Raw genomic sequence first — 230 nt, 5'->3', positions numbered from 1 at the left:
GAGGGGCCGGCATGCTTGAAATGGACAAACTCAACGAGTTCACTGCGAGCCATGGCGAGCTGCAGCGCGGCAAAGGGCGGGTCACGGGCACCATCGCTCTGAGCCTGGGCATCCTGTGCTTCCTCGGGGTGCTGGCATTCCACTTTCCTCAGTACCTCACCACGCCCGAGCTGCGCCGCAGCTACAACGTGGACATCATGCGCACCATCCTGCTGGTGGCCATGGTCGTG

1 pseudogene is annotated in these 230 nt (G+C 63.0%); it reads left to right on the top strand.

The features are described 5' to 3' along the window. Positions 1-11: 11 nt before the first annotated feature. Positions 12-230 (top strand): annotated as a pseudogene (locus tag CVH10_RS25055) (sterol desaturase family protein); the annotation flags it as partial.

It is taken from the genome of Halomonas sp. ND22Bw, assembly GCF_003011945.1.
GTDB lineage: Bacteria > Pseudomonadota > Gammaproteobacteria > Pseudomonadales > Halomonadaceae > Halomonas > Halomonas halophila.
Note: the sequence above shows the minus strand (reverse complement) of the source record. Positions and strands in the feature narration are given on the sequence as shown.